This window comes from Alicyclobacillus sp. TC (assembly GCF_016804365.1).
GTDB lineage: Bacteria > Bacillota > Bacilli > Alicyclobacillales > Alicyclobacillaceae > Alicyclobacillus_I > Alicyclobacillus_I tolerans.
Genome location: NZ_CP044434.1, coordinates 786,237 through 808,792 on the forward strand (window position 1 = coordinate 786,237; position 22,556 = coordinate 808,792).

Sequence of the window (22,556 nt, forward strand, 5' to 3'; positions counted from 1 at the left end):
GTCCGGAATGGTGAAGGTAGCAGTAGCCATTAGCTTAAGCCAAGGGTGTCCACCGTGAGGTGGAATCTGAAGGAAGGCGGCGGCAAACCTCCGACCCGAGGTTCACGAACTCCAATCGAGGCTAGCGACAGTTGGGTGAGTCTGCAAAACAAGACAAAGCCCTTGCTACCGAAGGCTGTCGAGAGTAAATGGAGCGGGTAGATGGAGGGAAAGACAACGTTCTTACCCGGGGAGGTCTGTCCGGCACGCCAGCGATGCTGGTAAGCGTTTCTGAAAGGAAACGTTGAACGGACAGAAGTCAGCAGAGGTCATACTACCTGCAAGGGGACGCCCAAGCAGGGAAGGACTGAACATGATTGTGAGGGTTGTTCATGGCAAGTTCGAGAGAGAAGCAAAGACAGCCGAATATCCCACGAGGGAGCTATCCTCAGGAGGAAGTGGTGAATCCACGGGGACTGAGGAAGCGCCGAGTTTCTCTCCGGCACGACCCAATGAACCAGCCCGCGAGGAAAGTTGTATTGACCTGATGGAACAGGTAGTAGAGCGGGAAAACCTACTCTCAGCGCTACGCCGTGTGGAGAAGAATAAGGGAGCTGCCGGTGTCGATGGAATGGAGATAAAATCCCTTCGTCCATTCCTGATGGAAAACTGGGGGCGTATCCGAAGCGAACTCCTTCATGGAACCTACCAACCATTGCCCGTACGTCGAGTCGAAATCCCGAAGCCAGACGGTGGCGGCAAAAGGATGTTGGGAATACCAGCGGTGCTAGATCGCCTGATCCAACAGGCACTTCTGCAAGTATTGACGCCCATCTTTGACCCAGAATTCTCATGGTACAGTTATGGTTTCCGCCAGGGGCGCAATGCCCACCAAGCGGTCAATCAGGCACAGATGTACATTGCCCAAGGCTACCGCTATGTTGTGGACATGGACTTAGCTCAGTTCTTTGACCGGGTGAACCACGACATGCTTATGGCACGAGTGGCTCGCAAGGCAAGAGACAAGCGAGTTCTGAAACTGATTCGTGGATACCTAAACGCAGGTGTCATGGAACACGGCGTATGTGTCACTACCGAAGAGGGCGTTCCACAAGGCGGTCCACTCAGTCCATTACTCGCCAACATTATGTTGGATGACGTGGACAAAGAACTGACGCGACGCGGACACCGCTTCGTCAGATATGCCGATGACTGCAACGTGTACGTGAAGAGTCGCCATGCAGGAGAAAGGGTCATGGAAAGTGTGCGCAGATTTGTGGAAGAGCGACTCAAGCTTAAAGTCAATGTGGATAAGAGTGCAGTAGACCGACCGTGGAAACGCAAGTTTCTTGGGTTCTCATTCACACCTAACAAAGTGCCGCGAATTCGAATAGCACCAAAGTCACTGAAGCGATTCAAGGACAAGGTCAGACAACTTACCTCGCGAAGTCGGGGACAGTGCATGGAACAAAGACTCGATTGGCTCAACGCATATCTAAGAGGGTGGGCAGGCTACTACCGCCACGCTCAGACCCGTAGTGTGTTCGAGGACTTAGACAAGTGGATACGTCACCGATTGAGAATGTGCTTCCTTAAGCAATGGAAGAAACCTAAGACAAAGCGACGAAACCTCGTCGTCCTTGGGATTCCCGAGGAATGGGCAGTCCTGATAAGCGGTTCACGCAAGGGCTACTGGAGACTCTCAAATACCCCACAAATGAATAAAGCCCTCGGTCTTGCCTATTGGCGTGACCGAGGACTGGTTAGCTTAGTTGAGCGATACGATGTGATTCGTTCCACAACATGAACCGCCGTATACCGAACGGTACGTACGGTGGTGTGAGAGGACGGGGGTTAGTCACCCCCTCCTACTCGATTTGTTGCGATTCCTTATATACTCATACAACTATACGTACGGAGTGGTTGAGAAGGGAGATTATTCATGATTGCTATTCATTTGACCACTGCCCAGACCATCCTTTCCATTATTTCAGGTGGGTTAGTTGGCTTTACGCTTGGATTAATTGGCGGCGGAGGTTCTATTTTAGCCGTTCCGTTGCTGTTGTATGTTGTGGGCATTCATGATGCTCATGTTGTCATTGGTACAACCGCATTAGCTGTTGCAGTCAATGCTTTTGTCAATCTTATTCCTCACTGGCGCGCTGGACATGTTCGTTGGAAAGCAGCAATTTTGTTTGCCATTCCGGGAGCGGTTGGGGCTGTTTTGGGTTCTTTCATTGGAAAAATGGTAGACGGTAAGGCTTTACTGTTTCTGTTTGCTATACTCATGCTAGTGATTGCCATTCAAATGTTGCGAAAGAAACAGGTGGACCAACAAGATACTGCAAGGCAACAGATCAAAATAGGTCCTGTACTGGGTACAGGAGCAGCTACAGGGATGATTTCTGGATTTTTTGGTATTGGCGGAGGATTTCTTATTGTACCTGGTTTGATATTGGCAACAGGAATGACCATGATAGATGCCATTGGAAGCTCTTTGTTTTCTGTAGGTACATTTGGGCTTACAACAGCAATTTCTTACGCACTCTCAGGTTTGGTGGACTGGTGGGTTTTTCTGCTTTATGTGATTGGCGGTATCTTGGGCGGTATAGGAGGAGCCCTGCTATCGAATCGATTGGGTAAAAACAAAAGAACATTACAAATCGTTTTTTCCATGATCATTATCATCGTGGCCATTTACATGCTTTACGACAATCTGTCGACTCTACATTGGTAGGTGAAAACGAATACAATGGAAAATATCATTTGGATTATTTTATTGATAGTCGTTTTATTTATGGTAATAAGGAGGGTATTGCCGACTAAGGGCATATCCTCCATTCAGGCAGAAGAATTGCAAAATTATTTGCAACGGAAAAATACAGACAGGCCAGAGTTTATTGATGTAAGAGAACCGCATGAATTCAGCTCTGGACATATCCCTGGGTTTCGCAATATCCCTTTAAGTAAGCTTGGAAGTTCAACAGATCAGTTGCCGAAAGATAAAGAAATTGTAGTGATGTGCAGAAGTGGTATGCGAAGTATGCAAGCTGCGCGAATTTTAAAAAAGAAAGGATTTTCCAAAGTCATCAATGTCTCGGGAGGCATTATGGCCTGGAGAGGAAAAACGACGAAATAAGCGTTTTACTACATGAAAATAGAGAAAATGATATGTTGGTTACAGGTTCGATATAGAGTATAAGAAAAACTGCAAAGGGGGATGACAAGAATGAATTATAACGATCAAATGAAAAATCGGCTGAAAAGAATAGAAGGCCAAGTACGAGGTGTACTTGGAATGATGGAACAGGATAAAAGCTGTAAAGAAGTAGTGACCCAATTAACGGCAATTCGCTCTGCGGTCGATCGCGTTATCATGTATGTAGTTGGGCAGAATATGGAAGATTGTATCCGAGAAGAAGTTTCAGGCGGAAAGTCTGCAGATAAAGTGGTCAAGGAAGCTATAGAATTATTGATGAAATCCAGATAGAGGTGTTACCTGATATGGATTTTTATTATTCAGTTGTGACAGAGAAAACGGTTGACGAAGCAGTCCGTGCTTTGGAAGAAAGTTTGCAAGCTCATCAATTCGGTGTTCTCTGGAAGCTCGATCTTTCATCCAAGTTGCAGGAAAAAGGTGTTGATTTTAGAATACCTTACCGTATACTTGAAGTCTGTAATCCTCATGAAGCCAAAAAAGTATTAACACAGAATTTGCTTGTTGGTTATTTCTTGCCGTGCAAAATAGTAGTCTATGAGCAGAATGGGAAGACACATATTGGTTTGCCGAAACCAAGTCAATTAATGGACATCATTGGAGATTCCACATTGTCAAGTATTGCTCAAGATGTTGAAACAAGTTTGGTTCAGGCGATAGATGCAGCCAAATAAATATTTTTAAGAAAGGTTGAGTTGGGTATGGGGCATCGTTTTAATCCAGCGCATGTGGACAGGCTTTTGAGTGAAGAGCGGCGAACGATTCTACCTCCTGAACCCATACTGTCTCAACTCGACATCCAATCTATGCATACGGTGGCTGACGTTGGTTGTGGTCCTGGCTATTTTACTCTACCAGCCGCGCAAATGACTCAGTCCAGTGTTTATGGAGTAGATGTTTCTTCAGAGATGCTCGCCTATTTGACGGATCGAGCTAAAGAAGAAAACATGCCAAATATCATTCCTATTCAGAGTTCAGCGGAACAGATTGACTTACCTAATGAGAGTATTGACCGATTACTATGTTCTTTTGTTTTACATGAAGTCGATAATTTACAGAAAGTGCTTTCTGAGTTTCAGAGAATTATTAAAACCGATGGAAAAATGCTGTTTCTGGAATGGGAAAAAAAGATGACTGGCTTTGGTCCACCTGTAGATGAACGTTTAGATGCGGAGACTTTGGAGGCTCATATAAAAGAGATGGGTTGGCGCAGTCAGCGTTTTCAGCCCAATACCAATCATTATGGACTACTGATTGAACGCGTATAAATTAAGGAATTTGTTAGTCAGTAAATGGAACAAGAGGGGAATGACGTGTATGTTAAAAGAAGTTGAAGATCAATATCAAGTACTGACCATGGTTCATCAAAGTATCGATCAAATGTTGGAAGGTCTTCATCAGGACGACTGGCAGAAATGTCCCAAGGCAGGCTTTAATTCGATTGTTTCTATTCTCGATCACGTCATTCTTGTAGAAAAAAAATTCTTTTCTGCTGTTTCAGGGAATCCCATGGATATGGATACTCAGTTACCCTTTAAAGTCGATCATTGGGATGTTTCTGCTGTACAACAGGCGTGGTCGGAAATACTTCCCTACGCTCAATCGGTTTTAGAGCCTTTGAACGCGTCAGATCTTGAAAAACCAGGATTAAACTTACGAGTGGGTCAATTGAATCGCAGACAACTGATTACTTATGCTATTGGACATACCACCCATCATCGTGGACAAATTCCGTTGCTTCTCAAGTTGCTTAAAGGATAAGCGTTAGCAGTAGGAAATATCTGAACGATGGCGTGCTGATGAATCGCAGTGCGCCATTCGTTTAGTTATCCATAGAAATAAACCCCTATTCTACATAGATTTCATTTTGCAGAAGCATAGCCCAGTTTCTGAGATATCTTTTCAGATGCCGCTTGAACAGCCTTTATACATTCCTCTAAGTGCGTGTCAACCATGGTCATGGTAGGTCCGTTGATGCCCACAGCTGCTACAAATTTTCCTTGCCCATTCAATACGGGTGCAGCAATTCCGGTCACACCATAAATCGCCTCGTCACGTTCAATATAAATTCGTTGCGAACGAATGGCGCGAATTCGTTCTTGAATGATCGATACATCTGTAACTGTAGCAGGAGTGAAAGCGGGAATGGGTTTGCTGAGAATCGTTTTTTGCGAGCTTTCGTCCAGGTAGGCAAGTGATACAAGACCGAATGCTCCATAAACTAGAGGTCGTTGAGGTCCTTCAAACAAGGATACTTTCAGTCCCTCGCGCACTTCTTTTTGATAAACGTAGACAAGATGATCGTCCTCGACAATCGAAAGAAAGACAGTTTGATTTACCTGCTCGTGTAAGGCTTCCAAAATGGGTTCCGCTTCTTTTCGAATATCCAGATTAGCCGTTACAATGTCTGCGTATTCCAAAAATTTAAGGCCAAGTTTATAAGTCAACGTCTGTGGATTAAACGTAACCCATCTTCGGCGTTCGAGAGTATATAAAACACGGTAAACAGTAGCTTTAGGAAGCTTGACTCGGTGCGTAATCATTTCAATGGTCAATTCAGAATCTTGATGGCGAAAAGCATTGACTACATCAATAGCTCGGTCAATAGCACGTATGGAATCCATTTTTACGTCACGCAAGTGAATTTCCTCCTATACTAAAGGTTACTTTTCAATTGAGTAAAATGACAAGCAGAAATGATTGACATTTCTGCTTGATCGCGTTACGCTTTTTTCTGAACAAAATGAATTATATAACTCATCAGATGAATTGACAATCTCTCTATGAAGTGTCTTTTTCTCGCTTATTCCATTCTCTCCAAAGGAGATGGTAGCTTTGGAAAAAGTGCTGGATGATACGTTGTTTAAGCGAGCTATGGGTTCCTTTGTCACTGGGGTTACCGTTTTGACCACTGAAGTACAGGGTAAAGTTCATGCAATGACTGCCAACGCGTTCAGTTCACTTTCTCTTCATCCTCCATTACTGCTGGTCTGTATTCATGAGAACGCTAAAATGTCTGAATTGCTGGCTCATGGACATCCATTCTGTGTAAACTTACTCTCACAATCGCAACGCGAATTGTCCGGTTACTTTGCCGGATTTAGCACAACGGCCACATTTCCCGCCTTTTCTTTTCTGCCTTTTGCACATACGCAAAGACTTGATGGCGCTATCTGTTCTGTCGCTTGTCAGGTTGAAGAGCGAGTTCACAGCGGAGATCATGTCATTGTGATCGGACGCGTACAAGAAGTCGTTTTTCCGGATGAGATGACACAACCCCTGGTCTACTTTCAAGGTCAATATTATGACCTGCAGAAACTAGAAAATTAATCAATTCAACGAGCAAGATTTGTAAGCGTTTACTTCCAACTCTGCCAACTATCATAAATTCTTTATAAAAAGTGAGGGATACGATGAAACATGCTCGATTTTTTTGGCAAGGTGGCATCCATGAAGGGACGGTCGACGCGGGAGGTCGTCTGCGCGATGAAGCAGGGCGAGAAGTTTCTACCACAGATATTGCCTGGTTACCGCCACTTGTACCACACACTGTTTATGGATTGGCTTTGAATTATTCCGATCACGCTAAAGAACTTCAACTGGAAGTTCCCAAAGATCCTGTTCTCTTTATCAAGGCGCCCAATACGTTCATTGGCCACGGTGCTCCTGTCGTATATCCCAGTGGTGTGGCATACATGCACTATGAAGTGGAGTTGGCTGTTGTCATTGGAAAAACTGGTCGGAACATTAAAAGAGAGCACGCGATGGAGTATGTTTCCGGGTTCACCATAGCCAATGATGTGACAGTCCGGGATTTTGTGGGAAATTTATACCGCCCTCCTATCAAAGCGAAAGGTTTTGACACGTTTGGTCCTATGGGACCCTGGCTGATTGATAAAGAGGACATTGACGACCCGCACCAATTGACGCTTCGCACCTATGTCAACGATGAACTCCGTCAGGAAGGAAACAGCAGGGATTTGATTTTCACTATCGACTACTTGATTGAGTATATCAGCTCATTTACTACACTTTATCCAAATGACATGATTTGGACGGGCACGCCGAAAGGAGTTTCCCATGTTTATCCGGGTGATGTGATGCGTCTTGAAATTGAAGGAATTGGAGTTTTGGAAAACAGGGTGGTGGCTGAACAGTGACAACACAAACACATAACTATCAAATATCCGGCAATCGTCAGGTGGAAATTCAACCGGCACGTCATTTTATCCAGGGCGCATATTGTGATGGCGTACAGGGGAAATGGTTTGAAACCATCAATCCCACCAATGGCGAAGTGATAACCCAAGTGGCAGAAGGGTTTGAAGAAGATATACATCGTGCTGTATGTGCTGCGCATCAAGCTTTTCATGAGGGACCCTGGCGGCGAATGTCAGCTAAAGAACGCAGTCGAATCATGGTGAACATAGCCGAAGGATTAGAAAAGAACGGAGAAGAACTTGCCTATCTCGAAACATTAGACACTGGACTACCCATTGCGCAAGCACGAGGTCAGGCGGCACGAGCAGCGGACAACTTTCGCTTTTTTGCCAAGAAGGCGGAAGAAATGACAGGTGAGACCTATCCAGTAGATGAGTCGTTTCTCAATTATACCGTGCGTAGACCCGTAGGCGTGGCCGGTTTAATTACGCCTTGGAACACGCCTTTGATGCTATCCACTTGGAAAATAGCCCCTTGTTTGGCTACCGGAAATACAGCCGTACTCAAACCAGCAGAATGGTCGCCGTTAACAGCTACAAAATTAGCTCAAATTATTCATGATGCTGGCATACCGGAGGGTGTCTTCAATGTAGTCCACGGTTTTGGAGAAACTGCTGGTGCCGCTCTTGTAGCCCATCCGCTCGTCAATCTCATTTCATTTACGGGTGAAACCACAACAGGCAAAGAAATCATGCGTAACGGTTCGAGCACTTTAAAACGATTTTCTATGGAACTAGGTGGGAAATCGCCAGTTGTTGTATTTGCTGACGCCGATTTAGAACGTGCCTTGGACGCTGTTGTCTTTGGATTGTATTCCTTGAATGGAGAACGTTGTACAGCAGGATCGCGCTTGTTGATTGAGCGCAGCATCAAGGATGAATTTGAAGAGCGTCTAAAGGAGCGAGTCGCTCGTATTCGTTTGGGCGATCCGTTTGATCCGAAAACTGAGGTAGGGCCATTGATTCATCGTAATCATTATCAACGTGTTCAGGAATATATCCGTGTGGGTTTAAACGAAGGTGCGACTCTTGCTGTTGGTGGTTTTTCGCCAGATGATCAAGTTGGCAATTTTGTGCGTCCAACGCTTTTTACGAATGTGCGCAATGATATGCGTATCGCTCAAGAGGAGATTTTTGGTCCAGTACTTGTCAGCATCCCTTTTGATTCTGAAGAGGAGGCTGTTCATTTAGCCAATGATGTTGCTTATGGTCTTGCCGCTTACGTATGGACCAACAATTTAACAAAAGCGCATCGTGTTGCTGGACAAATTGAATCTGGAATGGTGTGGATCAACTCGCAAAATGTTCGAGACTTGCGGACGCCTTTTGGTGGTTCCAAAAATAGCGGTATAGGTCGTGAAGGAGGACACTACAGTTTCGAGTTCTACACAGAATTGAAAACCATTCATGTGTCCATGAGTCATCACCCTATTCCTAAATTCGGAAAAGTTGAATGAGTCTATAGAACGGGAGGAGGAATTGAGGATGGGAGCAAGACGTGGGCAAGACTATTTGCAGCGGCTGAACGCAGAATCTCGGGATGTATGGATTGATGGACAACGTGTTCAGGGTTCTGTGACGGAACATCCTGCTTTTACAAACGTAACCGAGAGCATGGCCAAATTGTACGATTTACAATTTAACCCTAATCTGAGGGACATGATGACCTATGAAGAGGAAGGAGAACGTTACGGGACGTCATTTATGGTTCCAAAGACGAGTGCTGATTTAGAAAAACGTCGACAAATGCATAAAATTTGGGCCGATGCTACTTGCGGAATGATGGGACGGTCCCCTGATTATCTAAACAGCGCTTTGATGGCTATGAGTCAGGCAGGAGATTATTTTGCACAAAATAATCCAATGTTTGCTGAAAACATTCGTGCCTACTATCGCTATGTTCGTCAGCACGATTTAAGTCTGACCCACACACTCATCAATCCGCAGGTTAATCGTGCGCTCAGTGTCAGTCAGCAATCTGATCCAGACGTTGCGGCGCATGTGGTCGATAAGAATAAAGATGGTGTGGTCATTCGTGGCGCACGATTGCTCGCCACACAAGGTCCCATAACGGACGAAATCATGGTTTTTCCGTCCACCCTTCTTAAAGGAACAGAAGAAGATAATCCTTACTCGTTTGCTTTTGCCATTCCCAATTCAACTCCAGGTCTGCGTTATCTTTGTCGAGAAACTTTCGATTACGGCAAATCTCATTTTGACCATCCACTTGGCTCTCGTTTTGAAGAAATGGATGCCGTAGTCGTTTTTGATGATGTCCTAGTTCCCTGGAATCGAGTATTTTTGCTGGAGGATGCAAAACTTTGCAACGATTTGCACCAGATGACTGGGGCCACCATTCATATGACCTACCAAGTTTTGCAAAAAAATATTGCGAAAGCTGAGTTTGTGCTCGGAGTGGCAGAAAATATTGTCGATGCTATAGGTATCGGTCAGTTCCAACATGTGCAGGAAAAGGTCAGCGAGATCATGCTCGCCGTAGAGACAATGAAAGCGTTTGTACGATCTTCAGAAGCTGATGCTTCCCTGAATCGTTGGGGAGTCATGACGCCTAAATGGGAGCCTTTGAATGCGGCTCGACAAATTTTCCCCAAACTTTATCCGCGACTGGTAGAAATTTTACAGTTACTGGGAGCGAGTGGATTAATGGCTATTCCTTCAGAAACCGATATGACCAGCGATGTGCAAGCGGATATCCATAAGTATCTAGTTTCTCGCAATCGCAATGCGGAAGATAGATTGCGATTGTTCAGGCTCGCTTGGGATGTTTCGCTCAGTGCGTTTGGCTCTCGCCAAGTTCTCTATGAACGCTATTTCTTTGGTGATCCGGTTCGCATGGCAGGAGCCTATTACCATTCGTACAATAAAGCGCCAATGGTGGAGCGCGTTCAACGTTTTTTGCATCAAGATGATCCTGTGCAGGTTGAGGTAGCGTCTACCCAGGCATGAGGAGGAATCATATGTCGCACCATCCATTTCAAATTTTACGGGCGGCGCATGCAGAACTGAGAGTTTCCGATTTGTCAAAATCACGTGCGTTTTATGTGGATGCGCTCGGGTTTGTGGTCAGTGATGAAACGTCAACTGAGATTTATTTGCGTGGTGTTGAGGAACGAAATCATCACAGTTTGATTCTCAAAAAGAGCGATACACCAGCTGTGGGACATCTCGGATTTCGTGTAGCATCCAATGAAGATGTGGAAGCACTCTATCAATTCTATTTACAACAGGGCTGCTATGTCCGGCTTCGTGAGCCCAATGAAGAAAAAGGACAGGGTTTGGCTGTTCTGGTTCAAGATCCCTTTGGCTTTCCCGTTGAATTTTTTTCAGATATGACGGCTTTGGAACCTTATCATCAAAAGTATCATTTGCATCGCGGCGGAGCAGTACGAAGAATGGATCATTTTAATCTTTTTGTGCCCAATTTCTCGGCAGCTTTCGAATTTTGGCAGAAAGAACTTGGTTTTAAGCTCACAGAGTATGTGGAAACAGACGAAGAACCACAGGAAAAGACAGCAGCTTGGCTCTGCCGCAAACCCAGTGTCCATGATATCGCTCTCATGAAAGGCGCAGGTCCACGCGTGCATCATATTGGATTTTGGATGGACGATATGATGAGTATTATTCGCGTGTGCGACATTCTGGGCGGTGCAGCTATGCATGAACATATAGAGCGTGGTCCTGGGCGGCACGGCATCTCCAATGCGTTTTTTTTGTATTTGCGCGATCCCGATGGACATCGTATCGAACTTTATACGAGTGATTATTTAACCATCGATCCGGATTTGCAACCGATTCGATGGAGTGCTCAGGATCCGCGGCGGCAAACACTTTGGGGGCACAGTACGCCAGAAAGCTGGTGGAAAGAGGCTTCTCTGGTGCTAGATGTTCAAACTTCTCAGAGGGTTGCAGTGAGCGATTATCCGCCCAATGGAGTGGCAGCCCAATATATCAAATGAATATAGAAAATTAGGAGGAATATGGAAAATGGCAGAATTGGTTGGTTCTATTGCGCCTATGGTCACGCCATTTTTAGAAGATGGTTCATTTGATGAAACAACATTTCGCGAATTAATAGAATGGCATATTGACAGCGGAACACACGGTATCTCTTGTACCGGTACAACGGGTGAGCCGAGTTCGTTGAGTATTGCAGAAAGAAAACATATTATGGAAGTTACTGTTGATCAGGTGCGAGGACGTGTGCCCACTGTATTAGGGACCGGATCGACCCATTTTGAAGAAACCCTGGAACTTACTTTGCATGCCCAAAAAATTGGCGCAGATGCAGCTTTGGTTATTGTACCGTATTATTCTAAACCTTCTCAGGAAGGTCTCTATCAACATTTTTGCAGTGTGGCTGATGCAGTCGATATTCCTATTGTCATATACAATATTCCTGGTCGGACAGGGGTGAATATGGAACCCACAACGATGGCCAGATTGCGAAAAAATTGTCCTAACATTATAGGTGTAAAAGAGTCAAACAAAAATTTTGAACAGATTAGCCATGTCCTGCACGCCTGCGGAAGAGATTTCAATGTCTATTCGGGCATAGAAGAATTGTGTTATCCTATGCTCGCGCTTGGTGGAAAAGGGCATATCAGTGCTACAGCAAACTTAATGCCCCGTGAAGTATCAGAACTTTATAATCTATGTGCGGCAGGGAAGTGGGATGCTGCGAGAGATTTGCATTTTCAACTTTTAGAAATCAATCAGGCGCTTTTTTGGGAAACCAATCCTGGTCCACTGAAAGCTTGCATGGCGATGATGGGGAAAATTCGTCCGGTGATTCGAAAACCTTTAGTATTACCAGATGATGAAATGCAGGATAAACTTCGTAATGTACTCCAAAAATACAGTTTGATTTGAAATTCAAATATAGAATTATGCACCTGTAGCTGTAGATGTTATATGTTTTCAGAGATTAGAAATTCATGTGAAAAATATGGGGGATGAACGGTAGTAAATGGCTGTATTTCTCCGGGTTGAATATCCGTGTCTATAGGCACGGATATTTCTACGTTTGAATCATCTGGATAAACTGACCTATCCATGAGTTTTATGGTTACTCGACACTCTCCCTCATACCAGAATCGACGTTGAATCCTACCTTGCAGAACAGGACCTAAGTGTGGATGATTGCCAAGTAATACGCGATTGGGATGAAGAGCAAATTTTTGTCCACGAATGTCTTCCAGTAAGTGAGTGTAGCCAAGTAGCTTTGCGGTTTGCCAGGAATGAGGATGTAACATCAATTCTTCAGGTGTTCCTTCTTGCAACAGCTTACCGTTATGGAGAATACCTAATCGGTCAGACATGCGTTGAGCTTCTGACAATTGATGCGTGACCATGATGATGGTAGTACCCAGTTCTTTTTGTAAATCCATAACAGCACCTTGGAGAGTACGGCGAAGTGGTCCATCCAATGCAGAAAAGGCTTCATCCAGAAGCAACATTCTTGGCCTTTTGGCAAACGCGCGTACGAGTACGGCCCGCTGAACCAAGCCTCCTGATAATTGTTTGGGTTTGGCATCCAAATAAGGTGCCAACCCGAATTCTTCTATCCATTTCTCTAACTCGTCTTGGTGATGTCGATTCACAGCATAATAGATATTTTGTTTAACGGTTAAATGAGGAAAAAGTAAAGAACCTTGTTCTATAAGAATAATGTTGCGTTGCCAAGAAGGGACATTGATGGTTTTTTTTCCACCTACCTGAAGCAGAACCTGGCCATCGACAGAAAAATATGCTTGTTGCATTCTGTTCTCAAAACCGGCCATGACATGTAATGTACTTGATTTTCCCGCAGCAGACGGGCCAAAGAGACTATAGACTGTTCCTGATTCAATTTGTAAACGAATATCTAGTGTGAATGTATGGCGTGGAAGTTTGCAACTCAATTCAATCATGGTGTACTCTCCTCCACAACACGGTAGCCAAAGGTAATGGGAGGGCTACCAGAATTAAAAGCAGCGCTAATGGTAAAGCGCTGGGCAGGCCCTGTTCTTCCAGCGCAATCCATATACTGACGGGGAGTGTGTTGGGATAATAAGCAACTACAATGACGGCTCCAAACGCGCCAATGGCGCGAGCAAAGGCCATAGCAAAACCAATCAAAAGTCCAGGACGAGCAAGTGGGAAAATCACTCGTCGCAAGGTTTGCCATGGTGAAACACCCAAAGACAGAGAGATACGTTCAAATTTAATATCGATTTGACTGAAAGCAGCTTGAGCGGCAAACACATAATATGGCACAGATTCATATAACTGCGCTAGAACAACGGCTAGAATCGTATTGGTTGCGCTGAGTCCAAAGTGTGTCAAGAGATGACCCATAATTCCGTATGGTCCATAAAAATAGACGAGTAATAGACCTATTACGAGCGGGGGCATCAACAGCGGAATCAATAATAAAATCTCTATAGCCTTCCATAGGATCCCTGACCGCGTGCAAGATACCAGCCAAGAGGAGTACCAAATAAAAGAGTGACGCATAAGCTGATAGCGGTGCTCCACAATGAATAAAAAAGCGGCGTGCCACCACTCTCTATCCAGACAGACCAAATATTACGCCAAGATAGATGAAGTAGCAGCGATACAAAAGGCAGGATAAGAAATGCTGTGCATAACCATCCAGCAAGAATTGCAACAGATGGAGCCAAACGCAATTTCTTCATCATTCACGAACCTATCCTTGGATTTCGCTATATATAGACGCAGGAATATCTTGCTTGTTCCCCCAAATTTGAAATGGGGTGATCGAGTAACCGTTTTTCTTGTAAATTTTTATTCCTTGTTTAGATAAAAGAAAGGAGATAAATTTTTCTCCCGCTTTCTGATCTGGGTTGCCTGGTACAGTAGTGATGTAGATTTCAATCGGTTTTCCCTGAATGGTTTTGCCGTTTATATTCATGTGAACGCTGGCATAGACAGTCTTGTCAGACGGATCGCCCATATTGATGGTAGCTGGCAAGCGGATGAACGGTAAGTGATGCTGTATGGCTTCAGGTAAATAAGCGCTGGTTGCGTCCAATTGTCCAGCTTGCAAACGAGATAGAATGGCTTCTTCGGCAAATAATTGCCTGGGATTGGTATATGATCCAATAATTTTTTGCACCGTTCCAGAAGGCAGATGAAATTCTTTCTCCGCCAATTTAAGCATGAGAATAAACGCTTGCCCTTGTGGATCGGTTGCAGGATTCGTCCGTCCGAGATGAAATCCCGGTTGCTCCATTAGGGTAAAAAGATTACGCAGTGGCTTTTGGCCATCGGCAATCTCTTGCAATTTTGAGGCGAAGGGACTATTCGGTGAATAGGCAATAACGAGCGGAGAGCTTGCAAATCCAATGGCCCATTTAGGCGTCTTTGCTCCCATTTGCTCGAGAGGAGCAGTTCCTATACTTTCAAAAACATTCGGTGAGATTTCGTTGTTTGCAATGAGGTGCGCTACGCCAAGTGCTCCTCCTCCACGTCCTTCGTAAGGAATACCCGTAACTTTTGTGAAAGCAGGTCCAATGAATTGGTCATTCACGAGTTGCAGTGAACCAGCATAAGCCACATTGGCTGTCCCTGAGGTTGGATTCGCGACTGTAGAACGGTTTGTTTGAGAAGAAAGCGAATGTGTTCCGCAGCCCGTCACGAATGTTAGGATAGTCAACGTACTCAGAATGGCCCAGTATCTCGATTTCGTTTTCACAGATTCACCTCATCATGAATATGAGCTTCCTTCCTAATTGTCCATAAAAACTCTTCTTTTGCAACGAGGCTAAGATGTATGGTTGTGCTGGTGAGGTCTGATTTTTTCATCATGACAACGGGATCGACATATGATCGTGCGCTATTAGAGTATTGGGGAATATAGCAGCCGCCTCTTGCCAATAGTCATGTAATTCTTTTTCATTGTAGCGGGCACTCAGATGGGTAAGAATTAAACATTGGCTACCAGCTTTTTTAGCAATCATGGCGGCTTCCACATTCGTGGAATGGCCATGGTTTAGAGCAAGATGAGCATCTGAATGTCGATAGGTTCCTTCATGAACAAGCCAATCGCTTTGGTGAGCCAAATCAATAGAAACTTCTGTAGGTCTGGTGTCTCCTAATAGAGTAATGATGCGTCCAGGTCTGGGTGGGTCAAGGTAATCTTTGCTACGCAGAATGGTGCCGTCTGGGAGTCTGACGTCTAACCCTTTTTTCAAATCTCCATACAGGGGTCCAGGCGAGATACCGAGCAGTTGAAGTTGTTCTGCTCGCAATCTCCCTGGTTTTTCTTTTTCTTCTATTCGAAATCCGTAGGAAGTTATAGTGTGGTTGAGCACTCTGCAATGTATTTGGAACTGGTCATCCTCAAACGACCATCCATCATAAATCGTGACAAATTGAACATGATAGGGTAAATAAGTGTGACTGACAGAAAACGCTGTTTTCAAAAAATCTTCCACGCCATGAGGACCATAAATCACTACAGGTGATTCTCCACCTTGAAAACCACGGCTGGCCATCATTCCTGGTAGACCATAGAGATGGTCGCCATGAAGATGACTAATAAATACTTTTTCTAATTTTTGAGGACTGAGCGGCGAGTTCAGCATACGTTGTTGAGTTCCTTCACCACAGTCAAACAACCAAAAGCTAGATCGCTCACTTTCTAAACGCAGCGCCAACGAAGAAACATTGCGTCGCTTGCTCGGCAATCCAGCTCCCGTTCCCAAAAAATAAAGTTCCACACCTCAATCCTCCTTTCCCTTGCTGGAGCAAGTTTACCAGTAAAGTGAGTATGGCAAACCAGTGAACTGTTCATTCTGAAGGATTCCAATGGTAGTCAGTCTCATCTGTATAGGCATAGATGCAAACTTTAAGTTCCTGTGTAAATATATTATACTGACTATTGGTTAGGAAGTTATGTTCATCCATCAGCCAGATAAAAGCGTTGCGAACTCATCTTTCTGGATATAGGAGATACGACAGTATATCCTATACGGGTGGCGAAACGCCTAAAGGAGGAAGAGAAATGGCCTATCTATTCACCCCATTTCAATTAAAAGGGTTAGAGTTAAAGAATCGAATTGTCATGGCACCCATGTGTCAATATTCGGTTACTGCGAAGGATGGCAAACCGAATGATTGGCATTATACTCATTTGACCAGTCGGGCTATAGGCGGTACCGGGCTCATTTTGGTTGAGATGACCGATGTAGAACCAGACGGAAGAATTACAGATTACGATCTCGGTCTATGGTCTGATGATCAGATTCCTGCATTTGCCCGAATTATTGATGCTTGTCATAATTATGGTTCGAAGATTGGCATTCAAATTGCCCATGCTGGCCGAAAAGCGGAAGATGCAGTACAGCCAGTAGCGCCTTCGGCCATCCCTTTTGAAGGACCTCGATATAAAACTCCCAAAGCGCTTTCCACAGACGAAGTCAAAAGAATGGTGGAGAAATTTGGACAAAGTGCGCGCAGAGCTGTTCAAGCAGGTGTTGATACCATTGAATTACACGGGGCGCACGGCTACTTAATCCATCAGTTTCAATCGCCTTATACCAACCATCGAGACGATGAATATGGTCAGGATTTGGCTCGATTTGGAGTGGAAGTCATTCAAGCGGTCAAGAGTGAAATGCCAAGCAACATGCCGTTGCTGATTCGTGTTTCTGCGGTGGAGTATGTTGATGGCGGTTATGGATTAGATCATATGATCGAGATCGGCCGCAGATATAAGGAAGCTGGCGTGGATATGTTTCATGTCAGTTCAGGTGGGGAAGGAAGACCAGGGGCACGGAAACCCGGCAATTATCCTGGTTATCAGGTGCCATTTGCGCGTGCTATTAAAGAGGCACTCAATGTACCTGTGATTGCTGTCGGCATTTTGGAAGATTATCAATTGGCTGAGTCGGTGATTGGCAATCAGGACGCTGATTTGGTGGCAATTGCTCGAGGCATGCTGCGCGATCCGTATTGGGCCACTCATGCTGCCAAGGCTCTGGGTGTTGAACCCAACGTGCCTAAACAGTATGAACGTGCTTATTAAGTTTGAATTTCAGATAGGGTGATGATGAAGATGCAGTTCAAAGGTAAAGTCGCACTCGTAACTGGTGCAGGAAAAGGCATTGGTCGGGCTATTGCGCATCGATTGGCTGCTGAAGGTGTACATTTGGGTTTATTAGCCCGTAATGAAACAGATTTACAAACGCTGAGTGAAGAATTAACCCGCTCTTACCATGTCAAAACCTCTTTTGTCAGTGCGGATGTGGCTCAACGGGATCAAATAAATTCGGCAGTTGCGAAATTAACACAATCACTCGGTCCGATAGATATTCTCATCAATAATGCAGGTATGGCAAAGTTTGGTACGGTGGCAGAAATGGATCCGGATGAATGGGAGCAGATTGTCAAAGTTAATTTATTTGGCACGTATTACGTTACACGCGCCATTTTGCCGGAGATGATGAAGCGCAATACAGGTAACATTATCAACATCAGCTCTACGGCAGGTCAGAAAGGGAATGCTACCACTTCCGCCTATTCAGCGTCCAAGTTTGCCGTCCTTGGATTTACGGAGTCTTTAATGCAAGAAGCGCGTAAATTCAATATTCGTGTAACGGCGCTGACACCTAGCACCGTCAATACAGAAATGGCGAAATCAATCGGTTTAAAAATAGGTGAGGAAGATAGGATGTTACAACCGGAGGATGTTGCCGAGCTCATTTACTCCATTTTAAATCTGCCTGATCGCGCTTTTGTCAATTTAGCAGGGATTTGGACGACAAATCCGCAATAACGCTTGTATATTTTTCTGTTTATCCTTACAGATCAGCAAAAAATCCAGTGCTTGGCCTGGAAAAATCAGAGCTGTCCCAATCGTGGTCAAACCACAGACGGGGCAGCTTTTTTTGGTATGAAAATTTATGAATAAAAAGTCTTAAATTTAAACTTTTCCGATTGACAAACTCGGATAAATAACGATATAGTATGACATCGGAATGATTTAGCGCCGAGGGGGTGCAGGAATGCTTTTTTTGTTCTTGATTCTTCTTTATACATGTTTACTTTTGCTTCTTAGTCAATTTGCAAAACGACGTGCCCAAACTGCTAGTCAATTCATGGATGGTGGGCGGCGTTTTGGTGTATGGAACGTTTTTATCATGATGACCGCTATGTGGGGTTCATCCATGTTTGCTGTGGAGATAGATACGGCTTATCAAAGTGGTATTTCTGCCCTTTGGTATGGGGTCTCAATCATTGTTTCTTCTCTCGTCGTTGCAGCGTTTTTGCTTAAACCTTTCCGTAATATCGGATATTTAACAAGTTCTCATTTGTTGGGTCAAAAATACGGAAACAAGGCTCGAGATGTTGCTGCGCTTGTGATTGGAATAACATTTCCTATTTTTGCAATGAAAAATGTATTGGCAGCTGCTTCTTATTTGCATGTCATTCTTGGCTGGAGTTTGCCTATCGTATTGATTGCTACGACTTTGTTGGTGATTATCTATGTTTCTCTTGGTGGACTGTGGTCATTGGCTTATGTCCAGGTAGCTAATCTGCTTCTTTTTACGGTTGGACTAGGTGTCGCTGCATATTTTAGTTTCCGGGGAACACGCTCGGTTCATGTCACTCATCTTCAAACCTTGCCTGTTTCGTTTCACGATTTGTTTGGGGTTGGTGCTAGCACTTTATTAGTCTGGTTTGGCATGAATCTTTTAAATTCCGTTAGTGCTCAGGCTGAATTTCAGACAATTGCTTCGGCTAAAAATGTAAAGAAAGGCAAGATGGGAGTTTATTTGTCATCGGTCGTTTTAATTGCATTTGCCGTAGTACCAGCTTGGCTAGGTGTGGCTGCAAGAATGGGTCATCCTTTACAAAAAAATGGCTTATTGGCTTTTCCTGCTTATTTAAAAATCGTGGCACCTCATTGGGCCATTGTCTTGGTAGGGTTGGGATTTTGGGCTTCTGCGCTCATCTGGTGTGCGCCACTAATGTTTTCTGGAGCATCAAGTTTAGGATTGGATCTCTTGAATCGTAAGAGTCTTTCCCATAACCATGATCGTATTCGTCGTTTGGTTCGCTTGTCCATGTTGATTCAGGGAATGATGATTGTTCTATATGCATTGGCGCGACCGGGAGATCTTGCTTGGTGGGCTGTATTCGGTTTAACATTGCGCAATGCTGCGATTGTTGGCCCTACTTTATCTGTGTTGCTTTGGCCAGCCGTACGGGAAAAAACTATAGTTTTTTCGATGATTGCCGGAGTTTTGGCTGGATTTGGATGGAATGCTGTGACAGGTTTGTCAGCAACGGTCTTTCCTTTCGGGATTAATCCTATGTGGGTAGGCAGTGGTCTGTCATTGCTGGTTATTTTGCTAGGAACACTCATCGAAAACAGAGACAACTTACAATGGACAGCCGTCAAAGCAAGACGTCGATGGAGTGCTGTATTTATCTTTTTCTGTGTGGCATTGCTAATTTTAGGAGTTTATCTGCCCAAATTGCATTTTCAATCGTTTTTAGGAGCGGATTTATTTCTGATGATTTTCACGCTCTTCCTAGCGACAGTTCTGTCTACAGAAAGAATTCAGGATACCTCCCCTGTACCGTTTTCCATGGGAAACAGGGTTCTTTCCTGAAATTCCTTTACTTTTCGCTGATTTATTTTTCTGACAAGATAGAAATATGCCGTTTGGGATGATGTTCGTTTAACGATTGGGTAAAATAAAAGAATACAATTCATTTATTGGAAGAGCTGCCCTGGCGGCTTTTTATCTTGATGATCTCATCTTTATGAAAATTTTTAGGGGGATATATAGGTTGTCTAAAACATTTGCGGATACTGGTGTCCGTTTGTCGGTCTTGGATTTAGTGCCCATCGTGCAGGGAAATACGGCAGCAGATGCCCTTCGTAATAGTTTGGATTTAGCTCAACATGTTGAGAATTGGGGATATCATCGTTATTGGCTGGCCGAGCATCACAACATGCCCGGTATAGCGAGTTCTGCTACATCGGTGGTTATTGCGCATATTGCTGCAGGTACCCAAAAGATTCGCGTAGGCTCAGGTGGAATTATGTTACCCAATCATTCTCCGCTCATGATTGCTGAACAGTTTGGAACATTGGAATCATTGTTTCCTGGTCGTATCGATCTCGGTCTAGGACGGGCACCTGGCTCCGATCATGCAACCATGCGGGCTATCCGCAGGGGATTACAGCAAGATGGCGATGATTTTCCTGAATTGCTGAATGAATTACAACAGTATTTTGAATCGCATGGTGAAGAAAGGCGCGTTCGAGCTATTCCCGGTGAGGGATTGTCCATTCCTATATGGTTGCTCGGATCCAGTGATTTCAGTGCCAGACTAGCTGCGCGACTTGGACTTCCTTTTGCTTTTGCTAGTCATTTTTCTCCAGGTTATCTGCTGTATGCTATTCAACAGTATCGACAACTCTTTCAATCTTCATCAGCTGAAGCTAAGCCATACGTAATGGTAGGTGCAAATGTGATTGTCGCTGAAAGTGATGAAGAGGCAAAATTCCTGGCTACCTCCATGCAGCAGCAGGTGCTCAGTTTAATCAGAGGAAAACCTGGTCAACTGCCACCACCTGTGGAGAATATAGATGAACTGTGGAATCCAATGGAAAAGGCAGCGTTAGAGGAAAGAGCAAGGTATACTTTTATTGGAACTCTTTCTACAGTTGAAGCAAAGATTCTAGACTTCATTAGAGAAACATCAGCGGATGAAATTATTATCAGTTCGTCTATTTATAGTCATTCTGCAAGAGTAGAATCTTATCGCCGGCTGGGCAAATTATTGCAATAGTTTGTTGGCGGTTATGTATCGCGTTGCATCATTGGCATTTTTGCCAATGATGCAACGCATATTGGCTTACGGTTACATCATGGAGCTGAAACAAGCGCGCCTAGCAAATTGTTCATTTGCCCACTGCCAATCCCAGTGACCAAGTCGTAACCGGGTAAAGCTGGGTTGCCATTACTGCCGGAAGTAATATCGTGAAAGTAAGTTTCGTATCCAGTGCTATCTGTTGTACCCGCAAGATTATAGAGATCGGTATTTAATTGAATGTTGGAAAATGGATTTTTACCGGCAGCTACTCTTCCCTCATCAGCCAATGCTATCATGGCTGCCCAACTAGGAGCTCCAACACTGGTTCCGCCAACTACAAACCAACCTGACTGTCCTTGATCGGGCGTACTGTCATAGATAGCAACACCTGTACTTGGATTGGCATCCCAAGCCACGTCAGGAATACCACGTTGCGTACCTACGACGGATTGCCAGTTGTTTTGATAAGCTGGACGGGACTCATATTGACTGGTCCCTCCGCCTGAGTCTGACCAAGCTGTCTCGCTTTGCCATGTACCATTGCTGTTTAGATTTAGAGTTGTGCCACCGACAGAGAGGACGTAAGGAGAAGCGGCTGGCCATTCTGCACCAGCTCCACTATCACCTGCAGAGGCGGTATAAACAATCCCTTGATGTTGAAAATCGCTGTCGTAACTTGTTTCACCTGAAAATTCGGAACCACCCCAACTATTGGAAACCACTTGAGCCCCATGAGAAGACGCATAGTTAATAGCATTAACTAAATCGGATGTAGAAGCTGATTTGGCTACCACTAATAGGATTTTGGCATCAGGTGCTAAAGCATGTACCCATTCGACGTCAAGGGAAGTCTCTAAAGCCCAACCACTGTCAGTTTTATTCGGTGTTCCATCAGGATAAGCAATCGTTACATTGGCGCTTGGCAAACCAAATTGAGAATCAAATGTATTCAAATCGCTTTGGATTGTTGGACTGCCATACGCGTCTATAATCGCTACGGTTTCTCCCGCACCGGTATAGGATGTGCTGTTTATGCCATAAGCTGTTTTAATCTGTAAAGGGGTATATCCTGATTGATAAGAAGATGTTGCATTGCCTCGAATGTGAATAGGAGGATGGGCTTCCCACACGGGCTTATGAACACTGACTTGTGGCGAAGCAATTCCGACAAGAGCGAGAGGGCTTAAAGAGAATAAGCTTATAGGTAATTTCCAATTTTTAATTCCCATTTTTCTGCCACCTCATTAAGATGTAAGTTATTTATATGGGATATTTTCGTTTAG

The 22,556-nt window shown here is 44.4% G+C and carries 24 protein-coding genes; 17 read left to right on the plus strand and 7 right to left on the minus strand.

Going from position 1 to position 22,556, the window contains the following annotated elements; translation table 11 throughout:
- The first annotated feature begins 526 nt into the window (after positions 1-526).
- The 7 genes from ltrA (at position 527) to FY534_RS03770 (ending at position 4,957) form a co-directional block, all read left to right on the plus strand.
- A complete protein-coding gene (gene ltrA / locus FY534_RS03740; RefSeq protein ID WP_203115523.1) occupies positions 527-1,786 on the plus strand; it encodes a group II intron reverse transcriptase/maturase in 1,260 nt (419 codons plus the stop codon).
- 135 nt (positions 1,787-1,921) lie between these two features.
- A complete protein-coding gene (locus FY534_RS03745; RefSeq protein ID WP_072875448.1) occupies positions 1,922-2,716 on the plus strand; it encodes a sulfite exporter TauE/SafE family protein in 795 nt (264 codons plus the stop codon).
- 15 nt (positions 2,717-2,731) lie between these two features.
- Positions 2,732-3,118 (plus strand): rhodanese-like domain-containing protein, encoded by a 387-nt coding sequence (locus FY534_RS03750; RefSeq protein WP_072875450.1) that lies wholly within the window; start codon positions 2,732-2,734, stop codon positions 3,116-3,118.
- 90 nt (positions 3,119-3,208) lie between these two features.
- Positions 3,209-3,469: a metal-sensitive transcriptional regulator gene (locus FY534_RS03755; protein ID WP_072875451.1), complete on the plus strand. Its 261-nt coding sequence runs from the start codon at positions 3,209-3,211 to the stop codon at positions 3,467-3,469.
- A gap of 14 nt (positions 3,470-3,483) precedes the next feature.
- Complete coding sequence (locus FY534_RS03760) at positions 3,484-3,870, plus strand: DUF302 domain-containing protein (protein WP_072875452.1); 387 nt, start codon at positions 3,484-3,486, stop codon at positions 3,868-3,870.
- A gap of 27 nt (positions 3,871-3,897) precedes the next feature.
- Positions 3,898-4,464 (plus strand): class I SAM-dependent methyltransferase, encoded by a 567-nt coding sequence (locus FY534_RS03765; protein WP_072875454.1) that lies wholly within the window; start codon positions 3,898-3,900, stop codon positions 4,462-4,464.
- 49 nt (positions 4,465-4,513) lie between these two features.
- Entirely contained in the window at positions 4,514-4,957 is a 444-nt protein-coding gene (locus tag FY534_RS03770) for a DinB family protein (RefSeq protein ID WP_072875457.1), read from the plus strand.
- Between the two features lie 101 nt (positions 4,958-5,058).
- On the opposite strand, the gene FY534_RS03775 is transcribed toward FY534_RS03770, so the two are convergent.
- Complete coding sequence (locus FY534_RS03775; protein WP_072875346.1) at positions 5,059-5,835, minus strand: IclR family transcriptional regulator; 777 nt, start codon at positions 5,833-5,835, stop codon at positions 5,059-5,061.
- Between the two features lie 205 nt (positions 5,836-6,040).
- Between FY534_RS03775 and FY534_RS03780 the strand changes: the two genes are divergently transcribed.
- The 6 genes from FY534_RS03780 (at position 6,041) to hpaI (ending at position 12,306) form a co-directional block, all read left to right on the plus strand.
- A complete protein-coding gene (locus tag FY534_RS03780) occupies positions 6,041-6,526 on the plus strand; it encodes a flavin reductase family protein (protein ID WP_238413722.1) in 486 nt (161 codons plus the stop codon).
- 83 nt (positions 6,527-6,609) lie between these two features.
- Positions 6,610-7,356 (plus strand): fumarylacetoacetate hydrolase family protein, encoded by a 747-nt coding sequence (locus FY534_RS03785; RefSeq protein WP_072875347.1) that lies wholly within the window; start codon positions 6,610-6,612, stop codon positions 7,354-7,356.
- A 41-nt stretch (positions 7,357-7,397) separates the two neighbouring features.
- Complete coding sequence (gene hpaE, locus FY534_RS03790) at positions 7,398-8,873, plus strand: 5-carboxymethyl-2-hydroxymuconate semialdehyde dehydrogenase (RefSeq protein WP_072875352.1); 1,476 nt, start codon at positions 7,398-7,400, stop codon at positions 8,871-8,873.
- A 28-nt stretch (positions 8,874-8,901) separates the two neighbouring features.
- Complete coding sequence (hpaB, locus tag FY534_RS03795) at positions 8,902-10,383, plus strand: 4-hydroxyphenylacetate 3-monooxygenase, oxygenase component (protein ID WP_072875348.1); 1,482 nt, start codon at positions 8,902-8,904, stop codon at positions 10,381-10,383.
- Positions 10,384-10,394: 11 nt separating this feature from the next.
- Complete coding sequence (gene hpaD, locus FY534_RS03800) at positions 10,395-11,393, plus strand: 3,4-dihydroxyphenylacetate 2,3-dioxygenase (protein ID WP_072875349.1); 999 nt, start codon at positions 10,395-10,397, stop codon at positions 11,391-11,393.
- A 28-nt stretch (positions 11,394-11,421) separates the two neighbouring features.
- A complete protein-coding gene (gene hpaI / locus FY534_RS03805; RefSeq protein ID WP_072875350.1) occupies positions 11,422-12,306 on the plus strand; it encodes a 2,4-dihydroxyhept-2-ene-1,7-dioic acid aldolase in 885 nt (294 codons plus the stop codon).
- A 38-nt stretch (positions 12,307-12,344) separates the two neighbouring features.
- Here the strand turns inward: hpaI and FY534_RS03810 are convergent, their stop codons facing one another.
- From FY534_RS03810 to rnz, 5 genes are all read right to left on the minus strand, one after another.
- The gene (locus tag FY534_RS03810; protein WP_203115251.1) at positions 12,345-13,346 is read right to left on the minus strand and encodes an ABC transporter ATP-binding protein; all 1,002 of its coding nucleotides are present in this window, start codon (positions 13,344-13,346) and stop codon (positions 12,345-12,347) included.
- A complete protein-coding gene (locus tag FY534_RS03815; protein WP_203115252.1) occupies positions 13,339-13,845 on the minus strand; it encodes an ABC transporter permease subunit in 507 nt (168 codons plus the stop codon). Before FY534_RS03815 ends, FY534_RS03810 begins: the two co-directional genes overlap by 8 nt.
- An 11-nt stretch (positions 13,846-13,856) precedes the next feature.
- Entirely contained in the window at positions 13,857-14,117 is a 261-nt protein-coding gene (locus FY534_RS03820; RefSeq protein ID WP_203115253.1) for a hypothetical protein, read from the minus strand.
- Between the two features lie 8 nt (positions 14,118-14,125).
- On the minus strand, positions 14,126-15,133 hold the full coding sequence (locus tag FY534_RS03825) for an extracellular solute-binding protein (RefSeq protein WP_072874340.1): 1,008 nt from the start codon (positions 15,131-15,133) through the stop codon (positions 14,126-14,128).
- A 109-nt stretch (positions 15,134-15,242) separates the two neighbouring features.
- Positions 15,243-16,160, minus strand: a complete 918-nt coding sequence (gene rnz, locus FY534_RS03830; protein ID WP_072874339.1) for a ribonuclease Z — start codon at positions 16,158-16,160, stop codon at positions 15,243-15,245.
- Positions 16,161-16,444: 284 nt separating this feature from the next.
- Between rnz and FY534_RS03835 the strand changes: the two genes are divergently transcribed.
- The 4 genes from FY534_RS03835 (at position 16,445) to FY534_RS03850 (ending at position 21,249) form a co-directional block, all read left to right on the plus strand.
- Positions 16,445-17,467 carry an NADH:flavin oxidoreductase/NADH oxidase gene (locus FY534_RS03835; protein WP_072874338.1) on the plus strand — a complete coding sequence of 341 codons (1,023 nt, stop codon included), beginning with the start codon at positions 16,445-16,447 and terminating at the stop codon, positions 17,465-17,467.
- A 30-nt stretch (positions 17,468-17,497) separates the two neighbouring features.
- Positions 17,498-18,217, plus strand: a complete 720-nt coding sequence (locus FY534_RS03840) for a 3-ketoacyl-ACP reductase (protein ID WP_072874337.1) — start codon at positions 17,498-17,500, stop codon at positions 18,215-18,217.
- 229 nt (positions 18,218-18,446) lie between these two features.
- A complete protein-coding gene (locus tag FY534_RS03845; protein ID WP_072874336.1) occupies positions 18,447-20,060 on the plus strand; it encodes a sodium:solute symporter family protein in 1,614 nt (537 codons plus the stop codon).
- 181 nt (positions 20,061-20,241) lie between these two features.
- Entirely contained in the window at positions 20,242-21,249 is a 1,008-nt protein-coding gene (locus tag FY534_RS03850; RefSeq protein ID WP_238413650.1) for an LLM class flavin-dependent oxidoreductase, read from the plus strand.
- 77 nt (positions 21,250-21,326) lie between these two features.
- Here FY534_RS03850 and FY534_RS03855 read toward each other — a convergent pair whose 3' ends face one another.
- Positions 21,327-22,502, minus strand: a complete 1,176-nt coding sequence (locus tag FY534_RS03855) for a S53 family peptidase (protein WP_072874335.1) — start codon at positions 22,500-22,502, stop codon at positions 21,327-21,329.
- Between the last annotated feature and the right edge of the window lie 54 nt (positions 22,503-22,556).

Coding starts and splice junctions, on each gene's coding strand:
- ltrA (WP_203115523.1), top strand. CDS start 527: ATGGAACAGGTAGTAGAGCGGGAAAACCTACTCTCAGCGCTACGCCGT.
- FY534_RS03745 (WP_072875448.1), top strand. CDS start 1,922: ATGATTGCTATTCATTTGACCACTGCCCAGACCATCCTTTCCATTATT.
- FY534_RS03750 (WP_072875450.1), top strand. CDS start 2,732: ATGGAAAATATCATTTGGATTATTTTATTGATAGTCGTTTTATTTATG.
- FY534_RS03755 (WP_072875451.1), top strand. CDS start 3,209: ATGAATTATAACGATCAAATGAAAAATCGGCTGAAAAGAATAGAAGGC.
- FY534_RS03760 (WP_072875452.1), top strand. CDS start 3,484: ATGGATTTTTATTATTCAGTTGTGACAGAGAAAACGGTTGACGAAGCA.
- FY534_RS03765 (WP_072875454.1), top strand. CDS start 3,898: ATGGGGCATCGTTTTAATCCAGCGCATGTGGACAGGCTTTTGAGTGAA.
- FY534_RS03770 (WP_072875457.1), top strand. CDS start 4,514: ATGTTAAAAGAAGTTGAAGATCAATATCAAGTACTGACCATGGTTCAT.
- FY534_RS03785 (WP_072875347.1), top strand. CDS start 6,610: ATGAAACATGCTCGATTTTTTTGGCAAGGTGGCATCCATGAAGGGACG.
- hpaB (WP_072875348.1), top strand. CDS start 8,902: ATGGGAGCAAGACGTGGGCAAGACTATTTGCAGCGGCTGAACGCAGAA.
- hpaD (WP_072875349.1), top strand. CDS start 10,395: ATGTCGCACCATCCATTTCAAATTTTACGGGCGGCGCATGCAGAACTG.
- hpaI (WP_072875350.1), top strand. CDS start 11,422: ATGGCAGAATTGGTTGGTTCTATTGCGCCTATGGTCACGCCATTTTTA.
- FY534_RS03810 (WP_203115251.1), bottom strand. CDS start 13,346: ATGATTGAATTGAGTTGCAAACTTCCACGCCATACATTCACACTAGAT.
- FY534_RS03820 (WP_203115253.1), bottom strand. CDS start 14,117: ATGATGAAGAAATTGCGTTTGGCTCCATCTGTTGCAATTCTTGCTGGA.
- FY534_RS03835 (WP_072874338.1), top strand. CDS start 16,445: ATGGCCTATCTATTCACCCCATTTCAATTAAAAGGGTTAGAGTTAAAG.
- FY534_RS03840 (WP_072874337.1), top strand. CDS start 17,498: ATGCAGTTCAAAGGTAAAGTCGCACTCGTAACTGGTGCAGGAAAAGGC.
- FY534_RS03845 (WP_072874336.1), top strand. CDS start 18,447: ATGCTTTTTTTGTTCTTGATTCTTCTTTATACATGTTTACTTTTGCTT.
- FY534_RS03855 (WP_072874335.1), bottom strand. CDS start 22,502: ATGGGAATTAAAAATTGGAAATTACCTATAAGCTTATTCTCTTTAAGC.